Source organism: Pseudomonas spartinae, from assembly GCF_965197125.1.
Taxonomy (GTDB): Bacteria; Pseudomonadota; Gammaproteobacteria; order Pseudomonadales; family Pseudomonadaceae; genus Aquipseudomonas; species Aquipseudomonas composti_A.
On record NZ_CBDAMB010000003.1, the window covers coordinates 499,662 to 523,507 of the forward strand.

The 23,846-nt window shown below is 64.4% G+C and carries 22 protein-coding genes; 13 read left to right on the forward strand and 9 right to left on the reverse strand.

Annotation, left to right across the window (positions count from 1 at the left end; genetic code table 11):
* Positions 1–106: 106 nt before the first annotated feature.
* Positions 107–1,264 carry an aminotransferase-like domain-containing protein gene (locus ACN8M7_RS09770; protein ID WP_061239055.1) on the reverse strand — a complete coding sequence of 386 codons (1,158 nt, stop codon included), beginning with the start codon at positions 1,262–1,264 and terminating at the stop codon, positions 107–109.
* Between the two features lie 83 nt (positions 1,265–1,347).
* On the opposite strand from ACN8M7_RS09770, the gene ACN8M7_RS09775 reads away from it, so the two are divergent.
* On the forward strand, positions 1,348–1,860 hold the full coding sequence (locus ACN8M7_RS09775) for a MarR family winged helix-turn-helix transcriptional regulator (protein ID WP_061239054.1): 513 nt from the start codon (positions 1,348–1,350) through the stop codon (positions 1,858–1,860).
* Positions 1,861–1,899: 39 nt separating this feature from the next.
* Here ACN8M7_RS09775 and ACN8M7_RS09780 read toward each other — a convergent pair whose 3' ends face one another.
* A complete protein-coding gene (locus ACN8M7_RS09780; protein WP_490260612.1) occupies positions 1,900–2,541 on the reverse strand; it encodes a hypothetical protein in 642 nt (213 codons plus the stop codon).
* A 144-nt stretch (positions 2,542–2,685) separates the two neighbouring features.
* Here ACN8M7_RS09780 and ACN8M7_RS09785 point away from each other — a divergent pair, with 144 nt between their 5' ends.
* Together ACN8M7_RS09785 and ACN8M7_RS09790 are read left to right on the forward strand one after the other, a co-directional pair.
* Positions 2,686–3,297 (forward strand): LysE family translocator, encoded by a 612-nt coding sequence (locus ACN8M7_RS09785; protein WP_490260613.1) that lies wholly within the window; start codon positions 2,686–2,688, stop codon positions 3,295–3,297.
* Positions 3,297–4,493 carry a benzoate/H(+) symporter BenE family transporter gene (locus tag ACN8M7_RS09790; protein ID WP_490260614.1) on the forward strand — a complete coding sequence of 399 codons (1,197 nt, stop codon included), beginning with the start codon at positions 3,297–3,299 and terminating at the stop codon, positions 4,491–4,493. Before ACN8M7_RS09785 ends, ACN8M7_RS09790 begins: the two co-directional genes overlap by 1 nt.
* Positions 4,494–4,552: 59 nt before the next feature.
* Here the strand turns inward: ACN8M7_RS09790 and ACN8M7_RS09795 are convergent, their stop codons facing one another.
* The 4 genes from ACN8M7_RS09795 to ACN8M7_RS09810 form a co-directional block, all read right to left on the reverse strand.
* Positions 4,553–5,314, reverse strand: a complete 762-nt coding sequence (locus tag ACN8M7_RS09795; RefSeq protein ID WP_490260615.1) for an SDR family oxidoreductase — start codon at positions 5,312–5,314, stop codon at positions 4,553–4,555.
* 141 nt (positions 5,315–5,455) lie between these two features.
* Positions 5,456–6,157: an orotidine-5'-phosphate decarboxylase gene (pyrF, locus tag ACN8M7_RS09800; RefSeq protein ID WP_061239049.1), complete on the reverse strand. Its 702-nt coding sequence runs from the start codon at positions 6,155–6,157 to the stop codon at positions 5,456–5,458.
* 183 nt (positions 6,158–6,340) lie between these two features.
* Positions 6,341–7,258: a response regulator gene (locus ACN8M7_RS09805; protein WP_490260748.1), complete on the reverse strand. Its 918-nt coding sequence runs from the start codon at positions 7,256–7,258 to the stop codon at positions 6,341–6,343.
* Complete coding sequence (locus ACN8M7_RS09810) at positions 7,255–8,559, reverse strand: sensor histidine kinase (protein WP_490260616.1); 1,305 nt, start codon at positions 8,557–8,559, stop codon at positions 7,255–7,257. Before ACN8M7_RS09810 ends, ACN8M7_RS09805 begins: the two co-directional genes overlap by 4 nt.
* 195 nt (positions 8,560–8,754) lie before the next feature.
* Here ACN8M7_RS09810 and ACN8M7_RS09815 point away from each other — a divergent pair, with 195 nt between their 5' ends.
* Positions 8,755–8,922: a DUF2897 family protein gene (locus ACN8M7_RS09815; RefSeq protein ID WP_082768048.1), complete on the forward strand. Its 168-nt coding sequence runs from the start codon at positions 8,755–8,757 to the stop codon at positions 8,920–8,922.
* Between the two features lie 65 nt (positions 8,923–8,987).
* Positions 8,988–9,746, forward strand: coding sequence for a CPBP family intramembrane glutamic endopeptidase (locus tag ACN8M7_RS09820; RefSeq protein WP_490260617.1), 759 nt, complete (start codon positions 8,988–8,990; stop codon positions 9,744–9,746).
* On the opposite strand, the gene ACN8M7_RS09825 is transcribed toward ACN8M7_RS09820, so the two are convergent.
* Both ACN8M7_RS09825 and ACN8M7_RS09830 read right to left on the reverse strand, forming a co-directional pair.
* Positions 9,697–10,515: a substrate-binding periplasmic protein gene (locus tag ACN8M7_RS09825; protein ID WP_490260618.1), complete on the reverse strand. Its 819-nt coding sequence runs from the start codon at positions 10,513–10,515 to the stop codon at positions 9,697–9,699. The genes ACN8M7_RS09820 and ACN8M7_RS09825 overlap by 50 nt on opposite strands.
* 231 nt (positions 10,516–10,746) lie before the next feature.
* Positions 10,747–11,370, reverse strand: a complete 624-nt coding sequence (locus tag ACN8M7_RS09830) for a TetR/AcrR family transcriptional regulator (protein WP_490260619.1) — start codon at positions 11,368–11,370, stop codon at positions 10,747–10,749.
* 222 nt (positions 11,371–11,592) lie between these two features.
* Between ACN8M7_RS09830 and ACN8M7_RS09835 the strand changes: the two genes are divergently transcribed.
* The 8 genes from ACN8M7_RS09835 to ACN8M7_RS09870 all read left to right on the forward strand — a co-directional run bounded on the left by ACN8M7_RS09835 (position 11,593) and on the right by ACN8M7_RS09870 (position 23,256).
* Positions 11,593–13,380 (forward strand): acyclic terpene utilization AtuA family protein, encoded by a 1,788-nt coding sequence (locus tag ACN8M7_RS09835; RefSeq protein ID WP_490260620.1) that lies wholly within the window; start codon positions 11,593–11,595, stop codon positions 13,378–13,380.
* Positions 13,381–13,491: 111 nt separating this feature from the next.
* Positions 13,492–14,361, forward strand: coding sequence for an SDR family oxidoreductase (locus ACN8M7_RS09840; protein WP_490260621.1), 870 nt, complete (start codon positions 13,492–13,494; stop codon positions 14,359–14,361).
* 4 nt (positions 14,362–14,365) lie between these two features.
* Complete coding sequence (gene atuC, locus ACN8M7_RS09845; RefSeq protein WP_490260622.1) at positions 14,366–15,982, forward strand: geranyl-CoA carboxylase subunit beta; 1,617 nt, start codon at positions 14,366–14,368, stop codon at positions 15,980–15,982.
* A gap of 48 nt (positions 15,983–16,030) precedes the next feature.
* Complete coding sequence (atuD, locus tag ACN8M7_RS09850) at positions 16,031–17,188, forward strand: citronellyl-CoA dehydrogenase (RefSeq protein ID WP_490260623.1); 1,158 nt, start codon at positions 16,031–16,033, stop codon at positions 17,186–17,188.
* Positions 17,189–17,385: 197 nt separating this feature from the next.
* Entirely contained in the window at positions 17,386–18,183 is a 798-nt protein-coding gene (gene atuE / locus ACN8M7_RS09855; RefSeq protein WP_490260624.1) for an isohexenylglutaconyl-CoA hydratase, read from the forward strand.
* 121 nt (positions 18,184–18,304) lie between these two features.
* Complete coding sequence (locus tag ACN8M7_RS09860) at positions 18,305–20,293, forward strand: acetyl/propionyl/methylcrotonyl-CoA carboxylase subunit alpha (protein ID WP_490260625.1); 1,989 nt, start codon at positions 18,305–18,307, stop codon at positions 20,291–20,293.
* A 108-nt stretch (positions 20,294–20,401) separates the two neighbouring features.
* On the forward strand, positions 20,402–21,226 hold the full coding sequence (locus ACN8M7_RS09865; RefSeq protein ID WP_490260626.1) for an SDR family oxidoreductase: 825 nt from the start codon (positions 20,402–20,404) through the stop codon (positions 21,224–21,226).
* A 203-nt stretch (positions 21,227–21,429) separates the two neighbouring features.
* On the forward strand, positions 21,430–23,256 hold the full coding sequence (locus tag ACN8M7_RS09870) for a long-chain-acyl-CoA synthetase (protein WP_490260627.1): 1,827 nt from the start codon (positions 21,430–21,432) through the stop codon (positions 23,254–23,256).
* 45 nt (positions 23,257–23,301) lie between these two features.
* Here the strand turns inward: ACN8M7_RS09870 and ACN8M7_RS09875 are convergent, their stop codons facing one another.
* Positions 23,302–23,640: a hypothetical protein gene (locus ACN8M7_RS09875; RefSeq protein WP_490260628.1), complete on the reverse strand. Its 339-nt coding sequence runs from the start codon at positions 23,638–23,640 to the stop codon at positions 23,302–23,304.
* Between the last annotated feature and the right edge of the window lie 206 nt (positions 23,641–23,846).

The window sequence follows — 23,846 nt, forward strand, 5'->3', positions numbered from 1 at the left end:
CACGCTCGCCGCCGATCACCCTGCTTTTGTAGGAGCGGATCTATCCGCGAAAATCGCGGCTGAAGCGGAATGCCGCCCAGCCGCTCCTACAGCGGTAAAACTCAAATCACGCGCCCTGCGCGTCGCGGATAACCGCCGCCAGCCGGCGCAGCCCCTCGCTCAGACGCTCCGGGGCCACGTGACTGAAGTTCAGTCGCAGGTGCCCGGGGTTGGCGTCCGGATCGATGAAGAACGGTTCGCCCGGCATGAACGCGACGTTCTGCGCCAGCGCCGCGTCGAGCAGTGTGCGGGTATCGAGCGGCTGCTTCAGGGTCAGCCAGAAGAACAGCCCGCCCTGGGGAATTTCCCACTCGGCCAGGTCACCAAAATGCTCGACCAGCGCGCTCTGCATGGCGTCACGGCGGATGCGATAGAAGTCGCGCAGCTCGGCCAGGTGACCACGGTACTGCTCGCTGCCCAGCCACTGCAGCGCCTGCCACTGACCGACGCGGTTGGTGTGCAGGTCAGCCGACTGTTTCAGGCGCAGCAGATGCGGATACAGGTCCTTGGTGGCGATCAGGTAGCCGACGCGCAGGCCCGGCAGCAACGTCTTGGACACGGTACCGGTGTAGATCCAGCTGGCCTGCTTCAGGCGGCTGACGATGGGCGTGGCCTGGCCTTCATCGAACACCAGCTCGCGGTACGGCTCGTCTTCGATCAGGGTCACGCCGAACTCGTCGAGCAGCGCCGCCACGGCTTCACGCTTGGCTTCGCTGTAACGGGTAGCGGACGGATTCTGGAAAGTCGGGATCAGGTAGGCGAAAGCCGGCTTGTGCTTTTCCAGGCGCTCACGCAACGCCGCCAGCTCGGGGCCGTCGGCCTCCTGCGGCACACTGATGCAGTCGGCACCGAACAGCTGGAAGGCCTGCAAGGCCGCCAGGTAGGTCGGCGCTTCTAGCAGCACTTCGGTGCCCGGATCGATGAACAGCTTGGCGGCCAGGTCCAGGGTCTGCTGCGAGCCGCTGACGATCAGCACCTGGCTGGCCTCGCAGGGCACGCCCAGCGCACGCGCCTCGGCGGCAATGGCCTCACGCAGCGCCGGCTCGCCTTCGCTCATGCCGTACTGGCCCATGCTCGCCGGCATTTGCGCCCAGTCCACCTTCGGCAGCATCGGCTCGGCCGGCAGGCCACCAGCAAACGACATCACTTCCGGACGCTGCGCCGCGGCAAGAATTTCACGGATCAGGGAGCTTTTCAGGCGGGCGATGCGTTCGGAGAAGGCCATGGGATGTCCTGGGGTGCAAAAGTCATTGGAATTAAGTCAAACTGCTTGACCGAAACTACGCCGCCAAACAGAGATACGTCAATATGACTGACCTAAAAAATTTCTCCGAGAAATTTTTAACGTCGCCCGCCGAGGGCACGCAGGCCGGCCGTCAGGGCGCGCAGGTGATCAAGAACACCACGGCTCAGCAGGCCGCGATGGAAGCGTTCTTCTTCGGCTACCAGGCCTTTACCGCCAAGCCGGACGAAATGCTCGCCAAACGCGGTCTGTCACGCGTGCACCACCGCATCCTGTTCTTCATCGCCAAGTATCCGGGGCTGAACATGACCGAACTGCTGGGCTATCTGGGCGTGAGCAAGCAGGCGCTGAACATGCCGTTGCGCCAACTGATCGAAATGAATCTGGTGCAGAGCGAAGCGGCCGCTGACGACAAGCGCAAGCGTGTACTCGGCTTCACGCCCGAGGGTGCCAAACTGGAGCAGGCCCTGCGCCGCGAACAGGCGCGCCTTCTGCAGCGCGTGTTTGGCGAGATGGGCGAAGACGCAGTGCAGGGCTGGCTGGCCGTCAACCACGCCCTGGCGCGAGGACGTACCTAGAAGGCGCCGCCGCAGCTCAAGCCACGGCGGCGCGGCAGCCTACTGCGCGCGCAGCTCACTGGCCCCGCGAAAGAACACCAGCCCCTGCGCCACGCAAACCGCCAGTGCCGGCAATATGGCTAGCGGCAACAACAGCACACTGGCGAACATCACACCACTGGCAATAGACAGCCAGGCCAGGATCCGCAGAGAGGCGTACGCCAGCCTCACCTTGAGCAAGCGAATACCGAACCAGACAATGCCAAGTCCCATCAGTACCATCAGGCCCAGGTAGGCGATGGTCAGCACGCCAAGTGTCTTGAACACCTGATCCCCGACCATGAAGTCCATCGCCCCGCTGACCAAGGCCAGCACAACGATGATCCAGACCGGCCAGCTCAACCCCTGCGCCGCAAAACGCTGCTCGATGAAGCTCTTGAGCCGGATCAGCAAGTAGTTGCCCAATAACATCAGCAACAGGCTCAGCCAGCGGGTATAGCGCTCGACTTGTTGCCCTTCTGCCTGGCCCAGCCAGTTGCTGGCGAAAATGACGCCCAGCATCAGCGCACTGCCCAACGCCGACATCAGCGCCAACCAGCCAAGCACCTGCAGCTGACGCACACTCCAGCCTGGAAGCTGCCGCACCGGCAGGTCATCGATCAGTTCGACCTGCGGAGCACTGTAGGGGTTATCCGGTTGCATGGGGCTTCCTTGTCCGCAAAAGCGCAAGGCTAACCAGAGATCAGCCGCTTGCCCAGCCCGACTGTACGGCCCAACCCGGCCATGGCTGTACCGCGACGCCGCCGCGGCCGCGCAATAGGCTTTGCCAGTCACCGGAGAACGACCATGTCCACCGAACTGCTGCTCGCCTTCATCGCCTTCGCCTTCGTCACCTCGATAACGCCGGGGCCCAACAACATGATGCTGCTCGCCTCCGGGGTGAACTTCGGTGTGCGCCGCAGCATTCCGCACATGCTCGGCATCAGCCTCGGTTTCATGCTGCTGGTGGCCGCCGTGGGTCTGGGCCTCGGCCAGGTGTTCCAGCGCTTGCCGGTGCTGCACGATGTGCTGCGCTATGTCGGCGCCGCGTACCTGCTTTACCTGGCCTGGAAGATCGCCCAGTCCGGCGCGCCGCAAAGCCGTGAGAACCCCGAAGCCAAGCCGTTCACCTTCATACAGGCAGCGGCCTTTCAATGGGTCAATCCCAAGGCCTGGATCATGGCCATCGGCGCCATCACCACCTATACACCGCAGGATGGCTTCTTCAGCAACGTGCTGCTGATCGCCGCCCTGTTCGCACTGGTCAACTGCCCCAGCGTGGGTTTGTGGACCGTGGCCGGCAGTATGCTGCGCAAGTGGCTGAACAACCCACGTGCGCTGCGCGCCTTCAACATCGGCATGGCCCTGCTGCTGGTAGCCTCGCTCTATCCCATCATCGTCGACACTGGAATGTTCTGATGCAAGACGCCCTCCCTACTCGTCTGCGCCCACTGGCAGACACCTCGACCTCGGCCGTGGTCGCCGGCTTCATCGCCATGCTCACTGGCTACACCAGCTCCCTGGTGCTGATGTTCCAGGCTGGCCAGGCGGCCGGTCTCAGCAACGGGCAGATCTCCTCGTGGATCTGGGCACTGTCGATCGGCATGGCGCTGTGCTGCATCGTGCTCTCGCTGCGCTACCGCGCGCCGGTGATGATCGCCTGGTCCACCCCTGGCGCTGCGCTGCTGATCACCAGCCTGCCGCAGGTGTCCTACGGTGAGGCCATCGGCGCCTATATCCTGGCCTCTGGGCTGATCGTGCTGATCGGCCTGACCGGCACCTTCGACCGCCTGATGCGCCGCATCCCCGCCTCCATCGCCGCGGCTCTGCTGGCCGGCGTGCTGTTCAAGATCGGCCTGGAAATCTGCGTGGCGGCCGAGCAACAGCCGATTCTGGTGATAGCCATGCTGCTCGCCTACCTGCTCGGCAAGCGTCTGTGGCCGCGTTACGCAGTGCTCTGCGCGCTGATCGTCGGCAGCGTGCTGGCTGGCGCCTTCGGCCTGCTGGACTTCACCGGCTTCCAGCTGCAGCTGGCCACGCCTGAATGGACCACTCCCAGCTTCTCGCTGGCTGCTGCGATCAGCATCGGCATTCCGCTGTTCATCGTCGCCATGGCCTCGCAGAACCTGCCAGGCATGGCCGTGCTGCGCGCCAATGGCTACGACGTGCCCGCCTCACCGCTGCTGACCAGCACCGGCCTGATGTCGATCCTGATGGCGCCGTTCGGCAGTCACGGCATTCATATGGCTGCCATCAGCGCCGCCATCTGCGCCGGCCCGGAGGCCCATGAAGACCCACGCAAGCGCTACACCGCGGCAGTCTGGTGCGGAGTGTTCTACGCCATCGCCGGCATCTTCGGCGCCACCCTGGCCTCGCTGTTCTCGGCGTTACCGGCGGCGCTGATCCTGTCCATCGCTGCGCTGGCCCTGTTCGCCTCGATCATCGGCGGGCTGACTCAGGCCATGAGCGAGCCCAGCGAGCGCGAAGCGGCGCTGATCACCTTCCTGGTCACCGCCTCGGGCATGACCCTGGCCGGCGTGGGCTCGGCGTTCTGGGGCATCGTCGCCGGCCTGCTGACCCTGGCGATCCTCAACGCGGGCAAACGCACGGCCTGATTCCGAGGCTCATGAAAAAGGCGCCAGATGGCGCCTTTTTCATGTTCATGGCCGGTCGATCAGATCGCCGTGGCGCCACCATCTACCGCCAACGCCTGACCAGTGGTGAACGCCGCATGGTCGCTGCACAGATAGAGCACGGCAGCCGCGATCTCTTCGACCTTGCCGATGCGCCCTACCGGGTGCATCGCGGCAGCGAACTCGGCCTTCCTCGGATCGGCTTCGTAGGCACGGCGGAACATGTCGGTGTCGATCACGGCCGGGCACACCGCGTTCACCCGCACCTTCTTCTTCGCATACTCGACCGCCGCCGACTTGGTCAGGCCGATCACCGCGTGCTTGGAGGCTGCATAGATGCTCATCTTCGGCGCAGCCCCCAGGCCGGCTACCGAAGCGGTGTTGACGATGGCGCCGCCGCCCTGGGCCAGCAGCAACGGGATCTGGTGTTTCATGCACAGCCACACGCCCTTGACGTTGACACCGATGATGGCGTCGAACTCGGCCTCGCTGCCGTCGGCCAGCTTACCCTGCTCGATCTCGATACCGGCGTTGTTGAAGGCGTAGTCCAGGCGGCCGTACTGCGCCACGGTAGCGTCCATCAGCGCCTTGACCTCGGCATCGCGGGTCACGTCGCAACGCACGAAACAGGCCTCGCCACCGGCTGCGCGAATCAACTCGACGGTGGCTTCGCCAGCAGCCACATCGACATCGGAAACCACCACTTGGAGTCCTTCGCCAGCGAAGGCCAGGGCGGTGGCTCGGCCAATACCGGCGGCAGCGCCGGTGACCAGGGCGACCTGGCCGGAGAACGTCATGCTCATGTCTGCTTCCTCGCAGCGATTCTCGTTGAATTGGCGAGGAGTCTAGCCAGGCGACAGCGCGCAGAGCAGCACTATCAGACTCTGGAGTAGCAGGTCATGCAAAGCGCTGATGGCGCAGCGCTCTGCCTAACGGTAAATGGCTCAGCCTTGCAGTTCGGCAACCACTGCGGCCAGCGCCTGCGCCGGGTCGGCGGCCTGGCTGATCGGGCGGCCGATCACCAGATAATCGGAGCCGGCGTCCAGCGCCTGACGCGGGGTGAGGATGCGCTTCTGGTCGTCTGCACTGCTGCCGGCAGGACGAATGCCTGGCGTCACCAACTGCAGGCGCGGCTGCGCAACCTTCAGCGCGCGGGCTTCCTGCGCCGAACAGACCAGACCATCGAGCCCGGCATCGGCAGCCAGGCCAGCCAGGCGCAGCACCTGCTCCTGCGGCGGCACGTCCAGGCCGATACCGGCCAGATCCTGCTGCTCCATGCTGGTCAGCACCGTCACGCCGATCAGCAGCGGCTTGGCGCCAGCGAGCTTGTCCAGCTCGTTACGGCACGCCGCCATCATGCGCAGGCCGCCGGAGCAGTGCACGTTGACCATCCACACGCCCATTTCCGCTGCGGCCTTGACCGCCATCGCCGTGGTGTTGGGGATGTCGTGGAATTTCAGATCGAGGAACAGCTCGAAACCCTTGGCCTGCAAGGCCTCGACCACTTGCGGACCACTGCGGGTGAACAGCTCCTTGCCGACCTTGACCCGGCACAGCGCCGGATCGAGCTGATCGGCCAAAGCCAGAGCGGCATCACGGCTGGGAAAGTCGAGGGCGACGATGATCGGGGTTTGGCAGGCGGGCATGGGCGGGTCTCGAACAGGATGAAAAACGCCGCGCATTGTAGCGCAAAGCGTGCTGGCGCTGGTCGCGACTGAAGCCCGACTCCAGGCGGGTCTGTAGTCCGGATGCAATCAGGGCCTTTGGCTTCGGCACAAAGGCATCGCGGCATTGCGCTTCAGCCGCGAAAGATCAGGGCAGCCAGACGCTCAGGCGATCAAACGTTCACGCAGGCGCCCAAGCATGCCCATCAGGCTGCCCACCTTTTCCTGTTCACGTTCGTCACGGGGCACCTCGGCCAGGCGACTGACCATCTGCTGCGGCTGGGTACGCCAGAGCTGCGCCTGTTCGGCAGCGGCTTTCAGCCCCTTCTCGAACAAACCACGACGAATGGGCTTGGGCAGGTAGCGGAAAACCTGCGCCTCGTTGACCAGACGCAACAGCGCCTGGGTGTCCTGAAACGGCGTGACCACCAGGCTGAGCAGCCGTGGATGAGCCTGTGCCAGCGTCTTGAGCAACGGCGCGGTATCATCACCCGCCAGCTTGAGGTCACTGACCAGAATGTCCACGCTCTCGTTGTTGAGCTGCAGCATGGCCTCGGCCAGGTTGCGCGCGCGCAGCAGGCGGTGCCCGCCCGCGGCACAGAACTCGCCGACCACGTCGAGGGTGCCCTGCTCATCATCGAGCAGCAGGAGCGACAGCGGTGCACTCAACGCCTCGCTGGCCACGGCTGGCAACGGCAACGCCTGGCGTACCGCCAGTTCGGCGGCCTGACGCAGGGTGAAGGCCATCTCCTGCGGGTCCCAGGGTTTGGTCAGGTAGCGGAAGATGCCGCCATTGTTCAGCGCCTCCACCGCCGCATCCAGATCGGAATAGCCGGTCAACAGAATGCGCAGCGTGTTCGGCGCGATTTCGCGTGCTTCAGCCAGCAACTGTGCGCCACTCATCTGCGGCATGCGCTGATCGCTGACCAGCACATGAATCTGCTCCTCGCGCAGGCGCTGTAACGCGCGTAGCGGGTCGCTCTCGGTCAGGACCTCGTAATGGCGGCGAAACTGCATCGCAAGGCTACGCAGAATGCGCTCCTCGTCATCGACGAAGAGAATGCGAACGGGTGCAGACATCAGGCGCTCCTTTTCATGGCGACGGTAGCGGGCAGCGGCAGGCTGATCAGAAAACGCGTGCCACGCCCTGGTTCGGAGGCAACGCGAATCTGCCCGCCGTGGTCCTGGACGATCTTGTAGCTGATGGACAAACCAAGCCCGGTGCCCTGGCCGACCGGCTTGGTGGTGAAGAAGGGGTCGAAGATCTTCGCCATGACCTCGGACGGCATACCGCGTCCGTTGTCCTGCAGCGAGATATGGATGCCCTGCTCATCCGCCCAACTGCGAATCTGGATGCGCCCCAGGCCATCGATGGCCTGGGCGGCGTTGGTCAGCAGGTTGAGCAGTACCTGGTTGATCTGCGACGGCGCGCAGGCGATGCGTGGCAACTCGCCGAGCTGCTGCACCACCTCGACCTTGTCCTTGATGTGGTTACGGGCAATCAGCAGGGCGCTGCGGATGCAATCGTTGAGGTCGACCTCCTCGCTCATGGCGCGGTCGAGACGAGCGAAATCCTTGAGCCCTACCACCAGCTCGGCAATCTGCTCAAGGCCGTACAGGGTGTCACCATAGAGTTGCTGCAGATCCTCGGCCAGCAGCTCCGGCGCCGCGTGCTGGCGGGCCTGCTCGGCAACCTGCAGCGCCTGAGCGAGGCTCGCCTCGTCGCAATCGGGGTCGTTCAGGCACTGCCCCAGTCGCGCCTGCGCAGCGGCCAATTCGAACAGCGGCTCGCTCAGTTCACGCAGCAGTTGCACGTTGTTCTTCACATAACCCAGCGGCGTGTTCAGCTCGTGGGCGACGCCCGCGACCATCTGCCCGAGCGAGGCCATCTTCTCCGATTGCAGCAACTGCGCTTGGGACTCCTTGAGGTCCACCAGCGCCTGACGCAGCACGCGGTTGCGCTGGGCGACGCGCGCCTCCATGGCCTTGAGCAGGTCCAGCACCGTGCCCTGGCCGCAGTACCCGCCCTGAGCATCAATCAGGATGAAGTCTTCGGTGATCGGGTACTGCAACTGCGCGGTGACCTGTTTGGCAGCATCCTCGAGGCTGGTTTGCAGACTGACGATCAGCGGCGCTTCGTTCATCACCTCACCCACCGGATGACGACCACGCAGGTCGCGCCCGAAGCGCTGCATGAAGATGTCCTGCAGCGTGGCGCGGCTGACCAGACCAAGCGGCCGATTGTGCTCGTCCACCACCGGCAAAGAGAGAAAGGCGCGGTGTTCCGCCGCCAGGAACAGATCGGCGACTTCATTGATGCTCATCGATGCGGCGAGCGGCGTGACGGCTCGCATCAGCGATTGCAGCGCTCTGGCATGGGTCACGAACGGCCTCCCCGTGCTATTGGAAAGCCAATATTCAAGCAGTGCCAGGTTGCCATCATGTGACAGGCATCACAGGCCTCTGCGCCTGCAAGCCGTACAGCGCCGCGCTCGCAGCTGCAGATGCCGCAGCAGCCAGCCTGACAAGCAGGTTGCGAGCGGGTATGGTGGAAGTCCAACCCACGAGAGGAATCGATCATGCCCTGGTACGCCTGGCTCATCCTGATCCTGGCCTTGGGCTCCATTCTCGGCAGCATCTTGATGCTGCGTGACACGGCGAAGAAACTGCCGTTGACCGAGGAACAGCTCAAGCGCATCCACGAGCGCAATATCGAGCAGGACGCCAAGGATCGCCGCGAAGGCTGAGTGCCCTCTTCACGCCTGCCCCCAAACGGCCTGCTAGACTGCGCCTCCTTCCCCGAGGAGGCGCCATGCCCCTGCATCTGCGACTGCTGCTACCCGCTTTCACCCTGGCGCTGGGTCATGCGCTGGGCTTCATCGATCCCATCGGCCTGGTACTTGGCGCGGCCGCCAGCGCGCTGATTCTGCTCGGTGATCGGCGCCTGCCGGATGGCGCCTGGCGGATTCTGGTGCTGGCCAGCGGTATCGCACTGGCCGCACACCTGGTACCTGGTTTCAGCCCCTGGGCACTGTGGCAGCCACGCTCAATCAGCCCTGACGCACCGCCCTATGCCTTGCGCCTGTCCTGGGACAAACTGCTACTCGGTAGCGCCCTGCTGGCCTGGTGGCTGGGGCAACCGTCCAAGCCCGCGCGCTCCGTGCAAGGTGCGGCACTGAGCTGCCTCGTTACGCTGCTGGCGGTGCCAGTGCTGGCGATGCTGGTCGGTCTGCTGGCGTGGCAGCCGAAATGGCCGGAGGGCCTGCTGCTGTGGTTACTGGTGAACCTGGGGGTGGCCGTACTGGCCGAGGAGCTGTTGTTTCGCGGCGTGCTTCAGCCTGCGCTGGTCAACCGCCTGGGGACCTGGCCTGGCCTGTTGCTGACAGCAGCCCTGTTCGGTGCCGTGCACCTTCCCTTCAGCCCACTGTTCGCCTTGCTGGCAACCCTAGCTGGCCTCGGTTACGGCCTGGCCTTCCACTACAGCGGCCGCCTGAGCCTGGCGATCGCGCTGCATGGTGCCGTCAATCTTCTGCATCTGTTGCTATTGAGCTATCCGCTACGACTGCTTTGACCTCGATACGGTAAGGCGAAAAGATGCGCTGCAACTCGCCATCGGCGCGTAGTTTGTCGAGCAATGCGGCGAAGCGCTCAGGGCTGATCGGCGCGCCGCCGCGGATCATCGCATGATGGCGGTAGACCTGATCGACGCGCTCGGAAATCAGCAACTGGCGCGCATGCTCACGATTGCGCTTGATGAAGTCGTAGAGATTGGAGCGCGTCACCAGTGCGATATCGGCACGGCCCCGCACCACCATCAGCAGGTTGCTGTCGTGTGAATGCCCGAGATTGGCGTTGAAGGTACGGGTGAGGAAGTCCGGGTCACTGTTGAACTGGGCGAAGCCATAGTGATAACCGCGATACAGGGCCAGGCGCTTGCCTTCGAGTTGGTCGAAGTACTCCTGGCCACGCAGTTCCTCGTCGCGGGCAACGAACAGCTCGGCGTCTTCCAGGCCCATGTCGACAGCGGCGGCATCGATGCCCTGCCAGCCCCAATCCGGATTCTCGAAAATCGCCATGTCGATGCGTCCGCGCTGCAGGTCGTCGAAGCGACGCACGATAGCCGTGGGCACCATGGTGAACTGATAGTCGCCCTGAGCTCGGTTGAGCGATTCGAGCAGTTGCGGCAGAAGCCCGCTCGACTCCAGCGAATTGGACTTGATCACGTAGGGAGGAAAATACGCACCGCCCACCTTGACCACTTCGGCAGCACAAGCGTAACCCGCGAACAGGAAACCCAGGGCAATCCAACATCCATGAATCCAGTGCCGCAAGTGCCGCATGTCGAATCCCCAAAAATTCCTTCTTTTAGTGTGATGCAGCCTACTCCAGTCTCTCCTGACCGACCAGATGGTTTTTCGCTACACAGACACTTTGTTGCGCAATGCCAGACGATAACTCCCAAGTTCCCCGGGTAGCCCGCACTGGCCCGGGGTCAGCCCCGTGAACAGGCGGAATATCGCAGCAAATACCTGCCCGCCAGGCTGACGCAATGGTAAGGAGGCACAAGCGACTCAGGCGTCCTTGCACACCAGTGACAGCGCTTCTTCGGCCAGTTGATCCAGACTCATCGGCCCCTGCGGTCGGAACCAGGTGTTGGTCCAGCTCAGGGCGCCGGTGAGAAAACGCCGCTGAATGAACGGATCACCCTTGAAGTAACCCGCGTCGCGCGCCTCGCCAAGCACCTCCAGCCAGATCTGCTCATAGGTGTCACGCAACGCCAGCACCTGCGCCTGGCCCTCTTCCGACAGCGAACGCCATTCGTAAACCAGTACCGCCATGGCTTCACCGGTACCGCCCATGATCGACTGCAGCTCGCAGCGGATCAGCGCCAGCAAGCGCTCACGCGTGCCCCGCGCCGAGGCCAGCGCATCGCGCATCAGCGCGGTGTTGTAGACGATGGTTTCCTCCATCACCGAACGCAGGATTTCCTCCTTGCTCTTGAAGTGATGAAAGATGCTGCCCGACTGAATGCCGATGGCCGCGGCCAGATCACGCACGGTGGTGCGCTCGTAGCCCTTGCTGCGAAACAGATGGGCTGCCATCTGCAACAGCTTGCCGCGCGCGCTCTGCGGATCGGTCACCTGGCCACTTTCGACCAACTCCTGCATCACGGCCTGGGCTCTGTGTTCGTCCACGCTGACTGCTCCCCTTAGTTGCCCTGCTCGGCGATTGTTCTGATGAATTCTTCATGCTGCCGGCAAGTGCTTGTCTTGCTTGATGAAATGTATGCGGCGGCAGGCAACCAAGCAAGCGCTTGGGCGCATTTTTGGCCAGTTTGCCCTCTTCTGCCGCTTTTCAACCAAGCGCTTGCTTGGTAATGTCGGCTCACCTTCTCAATGTGTGCCGGGCCAATTCCAATGAGCAAAACCGTACGCATCGGCTGCGCCTCCGCATTCTGGGGCGACACCTCCACCGCCGCCGCCCAGTTGGTGCGCGGTACCGACCTGGGTTATCTGGTGTTCGACTACCTGGCCGAGATCACCATGTCGATCATGGCCGGCGCGCGCATGAAGAAGCCGGACGACGGCTACGCCCGCGATTTCGTCGAAGTGCTCACACCGCTGCTGGGCGAGCTGGCGGCGAAGAACATCCGCGTCATCAGCAATGCCGGCGGGGTCAACCCGATGGCCTGCGCGGCCGCCCTAAGCGCTGCGTGCGAACAGGCCGGGGTAAAGCTGAAGATAGCCGTGCTGCACGGCGACAACCTGCAGCCCCAGCTCGGCGAGTTGGTCAAGGCCGGCACCCGCGAGATGTTCACCGGCGCCGCACTGCCGCCTTTCTGCGTTTCGGTCAACGCCTACCTGGGCGCACCGGGCATCGTCGCCGCGCTGGAACTGGGCGCCGACATCGTCATCACCGGTCGCGTAGTCGACAGCGCCGTGGTCAGCGCCGCGCTGGTGCACGAATTCGGCTGGGCCTGGAATGATTACGACAAGCTGGCCCAAGCGGCACTGGCCGGGCACATCATCGAGTGCGGTGCGCAGTGCACCGGTGGCAACTTCACCGACTGGCGCGACGTGCCGGACTACGAGCACATCGGTTTCCCCGTCGTCGAAGTCGAAGACGACGGTCGCTTCGTCGTGACCAAGCCGGAGGGTTCCGGCGGCTTGGTCACGCCTTTTACCGTTGGCGAGCAGATGCTCTACGAGATCGGCGACCCACGCGCCTATCTGCTGCCGGATGTGATCTGCGATTTCACCCAGGTCGAGCTGAGCCAGGTCGGCGATAACCGCGTACAACTCCAGGGCGCACGCGGCCTGCCGCCCACCGATCAGTACAAGGTCAGCGCCACCCACCCGGACGGTTTCCGCTGCACCGCCAGCTTCCTGCTGGCCGGCATCGACGCCGTGGCCAAAGCCGAACGCGTCGCCCAGGCGATCATCAACAAGACCGATGAGCTGTTCGCTGAACGCGGCTGGGGCCGTTATCAGGAGGTCAGCGTCGAGCTGCTCGGCAGCGAAGCCACCTATGGCGCCCAAGGCCGGCGCCGGGATAGCCGCGAGGTGGTGGTGAAGATCGCCGCGCGCCACGCCAGGAAGGAAGCGCTGATACTCTTCTCCCGCGAGATCGCCCAGGCCGCCACCGGCATGGCGCCCGGTCTGACCGGCATCGTCGGCGGCCGCCCCACTGTCTACCCGGTGATCCGGCTGTTCAGCTTCCTGGTGGACAAGAGCGCCTGCAGCCTGGAAGTGGAGATTGACGGCGAGCGCCAGCCGGTCGCCCTGCCCCAGGTCGATGGCTTCGATCCGGCGCAGCTCCGTGCGCCCGCCGCGCTGCCCGTGCCGATGGGCGAAGCCGACGCCGCAGTGCCGCTGATCCGCCTGGCCGTGGCCCGCTCCGGCGACAAGGGCAACCACAGCAACATCGGCGTGATGGCGAGAAAGCCCGAATACCTGGCGTGGATAGCCGCTGCACTGACGCCTGAAGCCGTGGCCAACTGGATGGCGCATACCCTGGACGCCGAGCAGGGCCGCGTTAGCCGCTGGTACCTGCCAGGCAGCCACAGCCTCAACTTCCTGCTGGAGAACGCGCTGGGCGGTGGCGGCGTTGCCAGCCTGCGCATCGACCCGCAGGGCAAGGCTTTCGCCCAGCAACTGCTGGAATTTCCGGTGCCAGTGCCCAGCGCGCTGGCTGAAGCGCTGTAGGTGCTAATCGTAGGGTGGATGACGCTTCATCCATCCACCGGCTTCTGGTGGAAAACGCTTCGCGGTTTTCCACCCTACATGCTGTAGGAACCGAGAAGGACAATAAGAACCATGAGCTACGACTCCGTATTCAAACCTGGCCTGTTCGCTGACCAGACCATTCTGGTCACTGGCGGCGGCAGCGGCATTGGCCGCTGCGTAGCCCACGAACTGGCTCACCTCGGCGCCCACCTGGTGCTGGTCGGGCGCAAGCAGGACAAGCTGGAGAAAACCTGCGCCGAGATCATCGAGGACGGAGGTAGCGCCAGCTTTCAGGTCTGCGACATCCGCGACGAAGACGCGGTCAAGGCCATGGTCGCTACGGTGATTCAGGAACGCGGGCGCATCCATCAGCTGGTCAACAACGCAGGCGGTCAGTTCCCCGCGCCGCTGATCGGCATCAACCAGAAAGGCTTCGAGACCGTGGTGCGCACCAATCTGGTGGGCGGCTTTCTGGTCGCCAAGGAAGTCTTCCTGCAGAGCATGAGCAAGCACGGCGGCAGCATCGTCAACATGCTCGCCGACATGTGGGGCGGCATGCCCGGGATGGGGCACTCCGGCGCGGCCCGCGCGGGCATGGAGAACTTCACCAAGACTGCGGCCTACGAATGGGGCCACGCCGGTGTGCGAGTCAACGCCGTGGCGCCGGGCTGGATCGCCTCCAGTGGCATGGACACCTACCCCGAATCGATGAAGAACATGATCCGCAACCTCAAGGATCACGTACCGCTGCAGCGTATCGGTAGCGAGTCCGAGGTGGCCGCGGCCATCGTTTTCCTGCTCAGCCCCGGCGCCAATTTCATCAGCGGCAACACCATCCGCATCGATGGCGCCGCCAGTCAGGGCACCCGTGCCTGGACACTGGGCAAGGCGAAAAACAGCGAGTCCTACAACGGTTTCCATCGGGCCTACCTGCCCGACGTGCTGAAAGATCAGGAGTAAGGCGATGCCTGTGATCCAATCGGAAATCGATGTGCATGGCGCAGCCTTCGCGCAGAACCGCGAAGCCATGCTCGCGGCCATCGCGACCTTCCGCGATGTCGAACAGAAGGTGTTGGACAAGGCCCAGGAGGCCAAGGCCAAGTTCGACAAACGCGGCCAGTTGCTGCCGCGTGAACGCATCAGCCTGCTGCTCGATACCGGCGCGCCCTTTCTCGAACTGGCCTCGTTGGCCGGCTACAAGCTGCACGACGACAAGGATGGCAGCCAGGCCGGCGGCGGCCTGATCGCCGGTATCGGCTACATCGCCGGGGTGCGTTGCCTGGTGATCGCCAACAACAGCGCGATCAAGGGCGGCACCATCTCCCCCAGCGGCCTGAAGAAGTCGCTGCGCCTGCAGCAGATCGCCTTCGAGAACAAGCTGCCAGTGGTGACCCTGGCCGAGAGCGGCGGCGCCAACCTCAACTACGCCGCCGACATCTTCGTCGAAGGCGCGCGCGGCTTCGCCAACCAGGCGCGCATGTCGGCCATGGGCCTGCCGCAGATCACCGTAGTGCACGGCTCCAGCACCGCTGGCGGGGCTTACCAGCCGGGCCTGTCGGATTACGTGGTGGTGGTGCGCGGCAAGGCCAAGATGTTCCTTGCCGGCCCTCCTCTGCTTAAAGCAGCCACCGGCGAGATCGCCACCGACGAGCAACTCGGCGGCGCCGAGATGCATGCTCAGGTCGCCGGCACCGCCGAGTACCTGGCCGAGAACGACGCCGACGGCGTGCGCCTGGCACGCGAGATCATCGCCATGCTTCCTTGGAACCAGCAGTTGCCGGCGCGTCCGACGAAGACCTGGCGCGAGCCGCTGTACCCGACCGAGGAACTGCTCGGCCTGGTACCGGCCGACACCAAGAAGCCCTACGACGTGCGCGAGATCATCGCGCGCCTCGCCGATGGTTCGGAATTTCTCGACTTCAAGAACGAGTTCGACAGCCAGACCGTCTGCGGCCACCTGCAGATCGAAGGCCAGGCCTGCGGCCTGATCGGCAACAACGGCCCGATCACCTCGCAGGGCGCGGCCAAGGCAGCGCAGTTCATCCAACTGTGCGAGCAGAGCAACACGCCGATCCTGTTCTTCCACAACACCACCGGCTTCATGGTCGGCACCGAGTCCGAGCGCAGCGGCGTAATCAAGCACGGCTCGAAGATGATCCAGGCCGTGGCCAACGCCACCGTGCCCAAGCTGACCATCGTCGTCGGCGGCTCCTACGGCGCCGGCAACTACGCCATGTGCGGCAGAGGACTGGATCCGCGCTTTATCTTCGCCTGGCCCAACAGCAAGACCGCCGTGATGGGCGGCGCCCAGGCCGGCAAGGTGCTGCGCATCGTCACCGAGGAGAAACACGCCAAGGAAGGCAAGGAAGCCGATCCGAAAATGCTCGACATGCTGGAGACCGTGACCGCACAAAAGCTCGACAGCCAGTCCACTGCACTGTACGGCACCGCCAGCCTGTGGGACGACGGCCTGATCGACCCGCGCGACACGCGCAAGCTGCTGGGCTTTTTGCTGGACATCTGCGCCGAAGCCAACTTGCGACCGCTGAAGAAGAGCAGCTTCGGCGTCGCGCGTTTCTGACCTCAATACAAGATCCGGTGCGCACGGCGCACCCTACGGAGAACAACAATGATCTTTACCCAGGAACACGAGGAACTCCGCCGCACCGTGCGCAACTTCGTCGACAAGGAAATCAATCCGCATGTCGACGAGTGGGAAAAGGCAGGCCATTTCCCCATCCACGACATTTTCAGGAAGGCTGGCGAGCTGGGCCTGCTGGGCATCTCCAAGCCGGAGAAATTCGGCGGCATGGGCCTGGACTACAGCTACTCCATCGTCGCTGCCGAAGAGTTCGGCACCATTCATTGCGGTGGCATCCCCATGTCCATCGGCGTGCAGACCGACATGTGCACCCCGGCCTTGGCGCGCTTCGGCTCCGACGAGTTGCGCGACGAGTTCCTGCGCCCGGCCATCAGCGGTGAGATGGTCGGCTGCATCGGCGTCTCCGAAGTCGGTGCCGGCTCCGACGTGGCGGGCCTGAAGACCACCGCGCGCAAGGACGGTGACGACTACGTGATCAACGGCAGCAAGATGTGGATCACCAACTCGCCCTCCGCCGACTTCATCTGCCTGCTGGCCAACACCTCGGACGACAAGCCGCACGTCAACAAGTCGCTGATCATGGTGCCGATGAAGACGCCGGGCGTCAGCGTCAGCCCGCATCTGGACAAGCTCGGCATGCGCAGTTCGGAAACCGCCCAGGTGTTCTTCGACAACGTGCGCGTACCACAGCGCTACCGCATCGGCCACGAAGGCGCCGGCTTCATGATGCAGATGCTGCAGTTTCAGGAAGAGCGCCTGTTCGGCGCGGCCAACATGATCAAGGGCCTGGAGCACTGCGTCGACACCACCATCGACTACTGCAAGCAGCGCCACACCTTCGGCCAGCCACTGATCGACAATCAGGTCATTCACTTCCGCCTGGCCGAACTGCAGACCGAGATCGAGTGCCTGCGCGCGCTGGTGTACCAGGCCACCGAGCAGTACGTGAAGGGCCGCGACGTGACCAAGCTGGCGTCGATGGCCAAGCTCAAAGCCGGTCGCCTGGGCCGTGAGGTGTCCGACGCCTGCCTGCAGTATTGGGGTGGCATGGGCTTCATGTGGGACAACCCGGTGTCACGCGCCTACCGCGACGTGCGCCTGGTCAGCATTGGCGGCGGTGCCGACGAAATCATGCTCGGCATCATCTGCAAGCTGATGGGCATTCTGCCTGGGAAGAAAAAATAGTCGGGAACGATTTTTAACGTCGCGTAGCGACGGCCCGGAGGGTGGCCGCCAGGAACGGCAGGCCATAAAGAAAAGCTGAACGTAGGGTGGATCACGCTCTATCGATCCACCATGACGGTGGACGTAAAAGGCGACGTCCACCCTACGCAGCGTAGGTGCGGCCTGCGCCGCGAACCACCGAAATCAAGGGTGTATCCATGAGCGACCTGCCCCACTGCGAAACCCTGCTGCTCAACCTCGAAAATGGCGTGCTGCACATCACCCTTAACCGCCCGGACAGCCGCAATGCCATGAGCCTGGCCATGGTCGGCGAACTGCGCGCCACCCTGGAAGCGGTGCGCCATGAGCCGAACGTGCGCGCCCTCGTACTGCGCGGCGCCGGCGGCCACTTCTGCGCCGGTGGCGACATCAAGGACATGGCCGGCGCTCGTGCCAAGGGCGGCGACGCCTACCGCGAGCTGAACCGCGCCTTCGGTGCACTGCTGGAAGAGGCCCAGGCCGCACCGCAGGTAGTGGTTGCCGTGCTGGAAGGTGCTGTACTGGGTGGCGGCTTCGGCCTGGCCTGCGTATCCGATGTGGCCATCGCCGCCAGCGGCGCCAAATTCGGCCTGCCGGAAACCACGCTGGGCATCCTGCCGGCGCAGATCGCCCCCTTCGTCGTGCAGCGCATCGGCCTCACCCAGGCGCGCCGCCTGGCCCTGACCGCCGCCCGCTTCGATGGTGCCGAGGCCCTGCGCCTGGGCCTGGTGCACTACTGCGAGCACGATGACGCCGCCCTGCAACAGCGCCTGGCCGAAACCCTGGAACAGATTCGCCAGTGCGCGCCCCAGGCCAACGCCCAGACCAAAGCCCTGCTGCTGGCCAGCGAAAGCGAAGCCCTCGGCCCGCTGCTCGACCGCGCCGCCGAACAGTTCGCCGCCGCCGTCACCGGCGCCGAGGGGATCGAGGGCACCATGGCCTTCGTGCAGAAGCGCAAGCCCAAGTGGGCGCAGTAATAGCTCCCCTCTCCCAAAGGGGAGAGGGAACAAATAGACCGTAGCCCGGATGCAATCCGGGAACGCTCACCAAAATGATTCCCCGGATTACATCCGGGCTACGTAGAGCAGGAGCACGAAGATGCCCGCATTCAACAAGATCCTGATCGCCAACCGCGGCGAGATCGCCTGCCGGGTGATGCGCACCGCCGTCGAGCTCGGCTACCGCACCGTGGCGGTGTACTCCGAGGCCGATGCCGACGCCCGCCACGTACAGCTCGCCGACGAAGCCGTGTGCATCGGCCCGGCCCAGGTCAACCAGTCCTACCTGCGCATCGAGGCCATCATCGAGGCCGCGCGCAAGACCGGCGCCGACGCCATCCACCCCGGCTACGGCTTCCTCTCCGAGAACGCCGACTTCGCCCGCGCCTGTGAAGCAGCCGGCATCGTCTTTATCGGCCCGACCGCTTCCGCCATCCACCTGATGGGCAGCAAGCGCCTGTCGAAGATCGCCATGCTGGAAGCCGGTGTGCCCTGCATTCCCGGCTACGAAGGCGCCGCCCAGGACGACGAGACCCTGGCCAGCGAAGCCGAGCGCATCGGCTACCCGCTGATGATCAAGGCCAGCGCCGGTGGTGGCGGTCGCGGCATGCGCCTGGTAGAGGAATCCGCCGAACTGCTGGGGCAGATCCGTACCGCCCGCTCGGAGGCGCAGAATGCCTTCGGCTCCGGCGAGCTGATTCTCGAACGCGCGGTGATCCGCCCACGCCATGTCGAAATCCAGGTCTTCGGCGACCAGCACGGCAACATCGTCTACCTCGGCGAGCGCGACTGCTCGGTGCAGCGTCGCCACCAGAAAGTGGTCGAGGAAGCGCCCTGCCCGGTGATGACGCCCGAACTGCGCCGCGCCATGGGCGAGTCGGCGGTCAAGGCTGCAGCCTCGGTCAACTACGTCGGCGCCGGCACCGTGGAATTTCTGCTCGATCAGAGCGGTGAGTTCTTCTTCCTGGAAATGAACACCCGCCTGCAGGTCGAACATCCGGTCACCGAACTGATCACCGGGCAGGATCTGGTGGCCTGGCAGATTCGCGTAGCGGAAGGCCAGCCCCTACCGTTGCAGCAGGAAGAAATCTGCCTCAGCGGCCACGCCATGGAGGTGCGCCTGTACGCCGAGGACTCGGCCGCCGGCTTCCTGCCGCAAACCGGCCAGGTGCTGCGCTGGGAGCCCGAACTGCTGGCCGGTGTGCGCATCGATCACGGCCTGGTCGAAGGCCAGGCCGTCACCCCCTTCTACGACCCGATGCTGGCCAAGGTCATCGCCTATGGCGCAACCCGCGACGAAGCCCGGCGCAAGTTGGTACGCGCGGTCGAGCAGTGCGTGCTGCTGGGCGTGAACGGCAACCAGCGCTTTCTCGCCAACCTGCTCAAGCACCCGCAGTTCGCCGCTGGCAACGCCACCACGGCCTTTATCGCCGAGCATTTCGAAGGTGACACCAGCCTGCAGCCGCATAGGGCCAGCCTGGCTGAACTGGCCATCGCTGCCGCCCTGCTCTACCAGACCTCGGCCAACGCCCGCGCGCACCAGCCCGGCCTGTCCGGCTGGCGTAGCGCCGGCAGCGCGCCCTGGCGCTTCGTCCTCAAGCAGGGCGAGCACAAGCACGCCGTGGAACTGGACGTGATCACCAGCGGCCAGCAAGCGCAGCTGTGCGTGCGCCGGGGCGAGGAGCAAGTGTCCTTGCGCCTGCTGGCCAGCGATGGCCGCTGGCTGACCCTGGAACTGGACGGCGTGCGCCGCCGCCAGGCCTACCACATCGAAGACAAGCGCCTGTGGCTGTACGCTGAGCACGGCAACCTGGAACTGCTGGACGTCACCCACGAACCAGCCGGCGGGCAGAGCGCCGCCAGCAGCGGCGCAGTGAAGGCACCGATGGATGGCGCCATCGTCGAGGTGCTGATTGCCGAAGGCGCCAGCGTCAGCAAGGGGCAACTGCTGCTGGTGCTGGAAGCAATGAAGATGGAGCACCCGCTCAAGGCCGGCGTCGACGGTATCGTTCGACGCGTTGGTGTGAGCCAGGGCGACCAGGTGAAGAATCGCCAGCTGCTGGTGGAGATCGAAGCTGTAGAGGCTTGATATATCACTGTGGGAGGGGCTTTCGCCGCGAGCGTCGTTCATCGCGGCTAAAGCGGATCGCCGCCCGGCCCTTCCCACGCCCCCATAACAACAAGAAGGAGCACGCCCATGTCACTGTCCGGCAAAACCCTGTTCATCACCGGCGCCAGCCGTGGCATCGGCCGCGAGATTGCACTCAAGGCCGCCGCCGATGGCGCCAATATCGTCATCGCGGCCAAGAGCGCCGAACCGCACCCGAAACTCGAAGGCACCATCTTCAGCGTCGCCGCCGAGGTCGAAGCCGCTGGCGGCAAGGCCCTGGCGCTGCAGCTGGATGTGCGTGACGAAAAGGCCGTGGCGGCGGCCATGGCCCAGGCCGCCGAGCATTTCGGCGGCATCGATGCGCTGATCAACAATGCCGGAGCGATCAAGCTGGTGGGCGTGGAGAAGCTCGAAGCCAAACGCTTCGACCTGATGTACCAAATCAACACCCGTGCGGTGATGGTCTGCAGCCAGGCGGCCCTGCCTTATCTTAAAAAAAGCGCGGGCGGGCATATCCTCAACCTCTCCCCGCCGCTCAACCTCGACGCCAAGTGGTTCGCCCAGCACGGCCCCTACACCGTCACCAAGTACGGCATGAGCATGCTCACCCTGGGCATGAGCGAGGAGTTCAAGAAGTACGGTATCAGCGTCAATTCGCTGTGGCCGAAGACCATGATTGCCACCGCCGCCATCGAATTCGAGCTGGGCAGCCGCGATGCCTTCAAGCGCGCGCGTACCCCGGCGATCATGGCCGACGCGGCTCACGCGATCCTGGCCAGCGAAGGTCGTAGCATCAGCGGGCGCCTGCTGGTCGACGAGGACATCCTGCGCGAACAGGGTCTCAGCGACTTCGAGCAGTACCGCTTCGATCCCGCAGGCGGCAGCCTGGTGCCCGATCTTTTTATCGATTGAGCACTGCTGCCCCCCTTCGTAGCCCGGATGCAATCAGGGGATTGGCTTTCTCGATCCCCTGATTGCATCTGGGCTACGCCTTAGTGGGCGCGGCCTATTTGCCGATCTGCCCTCGCCCGCATGCGCCAGGGCCATGGCTGCGCCCAGCCAGGCTGACTAGAGTCAGGGCTCGCCTCCAATTCATGACACCAAGTGCGAGCCCCATGAGCCAAGCCGATCTGATTTCGCCCTTCCGCTTCCTGGCCCATCTACCGCAGCACCTGCCGCGTGTGCCGCGCATGCTGCGTGGCCTCTACTACGCCGGCATCCGCAACCGCGAGAAGAACCTGTCACTGGCCTGGGCCCTGCAGCGCGCCGCCGAACGCTACCCCGAACGCCCGGCGCTGATGGATGAAAACCGCCAGCTCAGTTACCGCGCCTTCAATGCCTGGGCCAACCGCCTGGCCTGGACATTCAAGGCCGAGGGTGTCGGCCATGGCGACGTCGTCGCGGTGATGCTGGAAAACCGCCTGGAACTGCTGGCGATCCTCGCTGCGCTGAGCAAGCTCGGCGCGGTCGGCGCCCTGATCAACACCACCCAGCGCGGCAAGGTGCTGGCGCATAGCTTCAACCTGGTCAAACCCGGCTTTCTGGTGATCGGCGACGAACTGCGCAGCGACTTCGAGGAAATAGCGGCGCAGCTACACGAACAGCAGGCTCGCCGCTACTGGATCGCCGACCAGGACTGCCTGCACGACCCGGGCCAGGCGCCAGACGGCTGGTTCAACCTCATGCAGATCGCCAGTGGACAGGCCGAGGGCAACCCGCCGGACAGCCTGCGCGTACGCATGAAGGACGCCTGTTTCCTGATCTACACCTCCGGCACCACCGGCCTGCCCAAGGCCTCGATCATGAGCCACGGCAAGTGGATCAAGGCCTACGGCGGCTTCGGCCATTCCGGCCTGACCCTGAGCGAACGCGACGTGCTCTACCTCACCCTGCCCTGCTACCACAACAACGCCGTCACGGTGTGCTGGAGCGCAGTGCTGGCCGGGGGCGCGGCCATCGCTTTGCGCCGCCGCTTCTCCGCCAGCGCCTTCTGGAGCGACGTGGCGCGCTATAACGCCACCTGCTTCGGCTATATCGGCGAATTGTGCCGGTACCTGCTCAACCAGCCCGTGCACCCGGCAGAACGGGGCAACAGCCTGCGCTGCATGATCGGCAACGGTCTGCGCCCGTCGATCTGGGCCGAGTTCAAGCAGCGCTTCGGCGTCGAGCAGATCACCGAGTTCTACGCCTCCAGCGAAGGCAACATCGGTTTCACCAACGTCTTCAACTTCGACAACACGGTGGGCTACACCCCGGCCACCTACGCCATCGTCCGCTACGACCTGGAAAACGACCGACCCCTGCGCGGCAGCAACGGCTTTCTGCAGAAGGCCGACAAGGGTGAAGCCGGTCTGTTGATCAGCGAGATCAGCGCCAAATGGCCGTTCGACGGCTACACCGATCCGGCCAAGAGCGAGTCGGTGATCCTGCGTAACGTGTTCAAGAAGGGCGACGCCTGGTTCAACACCGGCGACCTGATGCGCGACATCGGCTGCAAGCACGCGCAATTCGTCGACCGCCTCGGCGACACCTTCCGCTGGAAAGGCGAGAACGTTTCCACCACCGAGGTGGAAAACGTGCTCGGTGCCTTCCCCGGCGTGGAGGATGCGGTGGTCTATGGCGTGGAGATTCCCGGCACCAACGGCCGCTGTGGCATGGCCGCGCTGCGCCTGGCGCCCGGCTGCGAACTGGACGGCACGGCACTGGCCAGCCATCTCGACGCGGAGCTGCCGGCCTACGCCGCGCCGCTGTTCATCCGCCTGCTCGGCGAGGTGGAAACCACCGGCACCTTCAAGTACAAGAAAACCGATCTCAAGCAGGCCGGCTACGCCCCGAGCCAGGTCGACGGGCCGCTCTACGTGCGCCTGCCAAGCTCGGCGAGCTTCCAGCCGCTGGATGCCGACACGCATACGGCCATCGAACTGCAAGTGCATCGGTTCTGACGCGAGAGTACGCAAGGCGCAGAAGAAACGCCGTGCCTCGGCGCCCTACTGCTTGAACTCGAACTGCAGCTCGGCGCCCTCGATGGAATCCCAGTAATCGTCCACTCGCGCGTTGTTGATCAACTTGCCGCTGATCTGGAACGGGCTGACATCCTCGGGTTTCTCACCGAACAACGGTGGCAGCAATGGCGAGATTTCTTCCTGGGTTTCGCTTTCCAGCGCCTGCTCGAACAGCTCCTGCGGGACGCTCAGATCCAGCGCCAGCTTCGACTCGGGCAGCGCCGGTTTGGAGGACGGCGTAGCAGCGGGCTTGGGCCTGGCAGCGACGCTCGGTTTGGCGGGCGATGCTGCGGGCTTCTCATCGACCACCTTGAGCGCTGGCACGGGCTCGGCCTTGGCAGGCTCAGCGGCCGCTTGCGGTGCTGGTACGGACTGCTGCGCAACAGGTTCAGGTGTACGCTCGCAAGCGCTCAAGCAACCCAGACACAGCAACAGGAAAATGGTTTTACGTATCATCGGACTAAAGCAGTTTGATCAGTAACGCGCCCATGCTCCTCCGCCTGGGCGCGCCTGACAAGCCGACTTACACG